Origin of the sequence: Pseudoalteromonas sp. Of11M-6 (assembly GCF_022347905.1) — a bacterium.
Classification (GTDB): domain Bacteria; phylum Pseudomonadota; class Gammaproteobacteria; order Enterobacterales; family Alteromonadaceae; genus Pseudoalteromonas.
Genome location: NZ_JAKRFW010000104.1, coordinates 1 through 2,995 on the forward strand (window position 1 = coordinate 1; position 2,995 = coordinate 2,995).

Consider the following 2,995-nt stretch of genomic DNA (forward strand, 5'->3'; position numbering starts at 1 on the left):
CGTTGACTTAAACCCTATTCGAGCTAAATTAGCCCCAACACCTGAAACCTCTGACTTTACCAGTATCAAAAAGCGTATCGACCATGCAAGGCAAGGGAAACAACCAAAAAGCCTATTACGGTTTGCGGGAAGCCCCAGATAACATATGCCAAAAGGGCTGCCTTTTGAACTCAAGTTTTATATAGAATTAGTTGAGCTTACCGGTCAATGTATTCGCACCGACAAAAGCGGTGCCATCTTTGAGTCTCAACCTATTCTGTCTCGACTAAACATCGAACCTGATAACTGGATGAAGCTCACTACACAATTTTCTCGGGTTTTCCACGGCGCGGTGGGTCGAGAGCAAGTACTCACAGCTTATTGTGGAACCCTTAAAAAACGACGGCGCACAAATCTAGCAAATTGTGAACGCTTGCTAGCTTAACCAAATAACGCCTTTAGCGATACCCCCTCAAGCTGTGCAAATTACAGCGCCCTTGTCGTGCGTGATACACTAGTTTTAGTGTCGAAAAATGAGCAAACACCAACAACTACCTTATTTTAGAAGCGCTTTTGATACGAATAATGAACAACCTTGTACAAAGCTAAGTCGAAACTGCCATAACCATGGTAAGCAAATAGTAGTGGCTGTCAGTATTGTTTGCTGGACAGAAATCATTTTCGTTTTTCGGTTAAGCCAATGCAAATCGTATTAGGTTGTGTATGGATAGTGCAGCTTTGATGACAAATAATTATGGGTGTCTTTATAACCCCCTTTAAAGAGGATTCATCAAGAATTTGTCTCGATGGTGCGGTGGAAAATATGGCCCTATTCAGGCGCTTTGTAATGAATATGCTCAAGCAGTGTGAATGCGGCTTACCGAGTCAACGCAGCAAATTGAAAACAGCTGGCTGGAACGACAAATTTAGGGCACAGGTGTTCTTTGGCTTATAAGTAATCAAAGTATGCTCCGCCCCTGACATAGAAGCCACCCCACCGATTTCATCGATCTCTGTAAACAAACAAAATGTTGTTTATAAAGATCATGCTGATTTCAGAAAAGTAAGCCTTAGCAATGCTGTTGAAGCAAAACAGTTTGTAGCTTGGTTGCTTACCGTGTAACTCGTAAATAAGCATACTCGTTGAACAGTTACGTGTCCTATAGATATTAGTCAAAAGACGCCAAGCGCGCCTTTGTTTGTAAACATAAGATAATTAAGTAAACTCACTTTTTAGTTTTAAGTTTTTTATCAGTTGAATATCAACCCAATATTGTTTTCCTTCATAAACACGTTTGCCGCTTCCATTCACATGCCAATCACCTCGAATAAAGAAAAAATATTTTCCATCAGGTGATAATTGAGGGGAGCTTTCCTGTTTTTCTGTATTAATTGCTGTCCCCATATTTATAACCTTCGACCAAGTACCATCTTGCTCTTTAAAACTAATATAGAGATCAGATTGGCCAAAACCCTCTGCTCGTTGCACACTCCAAATCAAATATGACTCATCAGGCGCTATCATAGAACCAGCAATATACTCTCCTTGATTCATATCGTCTCTTAGCTTTATGGGCTCTTCATACTGCCCGTTGATAAGTCGAGAGTAATACAAAGCGCCAACAACACCTCGCTTTTTATATCCGGTAAAGTAATAAGTGCCACTTGCAGAAACCGATCGTCCATGAGCCATATGTTCTATGAACGCGCCTGGGCTTTTAGGCTCAGACCAACCACCCCCTTCGCGCTCTCGATACATTTTACCGATAAACATTTTGTTACCATCATAAGAAAACTGCGGCCAATGTAGATCTGTTTCTGACGCCTTTCCCCACTGATTATTTTCTTTATGGATAACAAAGAAACCTCGCTTTTTGTCTTCGCCTATCGCTTTGGTGAAGTAAAAAGACTGCATATCTGGCGTGAATGTACCGCTTTCAAACTCCCCGTTTGGTGAAACTATTTTAGGCTCAAAGATCTTCGGCACTAAACCCGGTGGCTGCTCACCAAAATACATACTTTCTTTTACATTGGTTTTATCTTCAGCATGATTCATAGAGCAACCGCTGAGATTTAAAAATAATAGGGTGAGTAAAGCTAAATTCGACTTCATGGTTTGTCCTTAATGGTGATTTAAGAACCACTGACATTAGCAGTTCAAATACAAAAAACCTGACGTCTTGATGAATTGTGCCTGATTGTTACTCATACTGTCTTTTTAAGTGCGTAGTACCACAAACTTACGATTTAAATAAATAGAAAAATATCTAGTAAGAAATTGTATTTAATAAATAAGTTTTCTGCTTTGGCTTTTAGAATGCAAACTTCAGAAACCCATAAGGGGAAATGAGTTATGAGATTTTTAAGACGGATTAATTTGAACCGTTATAAAAAAGGCGCTGAATGCGCCTTTAGTATCTTGATTTTGAGGGCATATAAGCCTGTAGAAGTTGAACAAGTAAACCAAAGACTAAACCAAAGACACCCACCACTAATTTGTGCCTTTTTTAAAAGTCGTCTACGCTCTAATTCTGCACTCAAAGGATTGAGGAAAACAAAGGATGGCTACTGCCCGTAAAAATCAAATCAGCTTAACCGACACCAAATACTACCACTGTATCTCCCGTTGCGTGAGGCGCGCGTTTTTATGCGGTGAAGATAAATTGACCGGAAAATCCTATGAACATCGCCGTGATTGGGTTGAAGAAAAGCTCCTGATATTGGCAGCTGTTTTCTGTATCGACGTCTGTGCTTATGCGGTGATGAGTAACCACACTCACCTTGTTCTGCACGTTGATGATAAAAAGGCCAAGCGCTTATCAGATAAAGCCGTTGTAATACGCTGGCACAAGCTGTTTAAAGGTAATTGGGTAACTTGGAAGTTTATCGAGGAAGAGCCTCTAAGCGAGTCGGAACAGTTGATACTCAGTGAATATGTTACCAAATACAGACAAAGACTGGCTGATATTAGTTGGTTTATGCGGGTACTCAACGAGGATATTGCCCGTAGAGCAAA

General features: G+C 40.4%; 1 protein-coding gene and 3 pseudogenes. 3 read left to right on the plus strand and 1 reads right to left on the minus strand.

Annotation, left to right across the window (positions count from 1 at the left end; all coding sequences use genetic code 11):
* Both MHN32_RS23355 and MHN32_RS23360 read left to right on the plus strand, forming a co-directional pair.
* Window positions 1-424, plus strand: a pseudogene (locus tag MHN32_RS23355) (transposase); the annotation flags it as partial.
* Window positions 425-754: 330 nt separating this feature from the next.
* Window positions 755-934, plus strand: a pseudogene (locus tag MHN32_RS23360) (ISAs1 family transposase); the annotation flags it as partial.
* Window positions 935-1,195: 261 nt separating this feature from the next.
* Here MHN32_RS23360 and MHN32_RS23365 read toward each other — a convergent pair.
* On the minus strand, window positions 1,196-2,092 hold the full coding sequence (locus tag MHN32_RS23365; RefSeq protein ID WP_239422964.1) for a hypothetical protein: 897 nt from the start codon (window positions 2,090-2,092) through the stop codon (window positions 1,196-1,198).
* 448 nt (window positions 2,093-2,540) lie between these two features.
* On the opposite strand from MHN32_RS23365, the pseudogene MHN32_RS23370 reads away from it, so the two are divergent.
* Window positions 2,541-2,995: pseudogene (locus MHN32_RS23370) on the plus strand (transposase); the annotation flags it as partial.

Excerpts from the sequence above, each read along its gene's own strand:
- MHN32_RS23365 (WP_239422964.1), bottom strand. The coding sequence starts at position 2,092 with ATGAAGTCGAATTTAGCTTTACTCACCCTATTATTTTTAAATCTCAGC.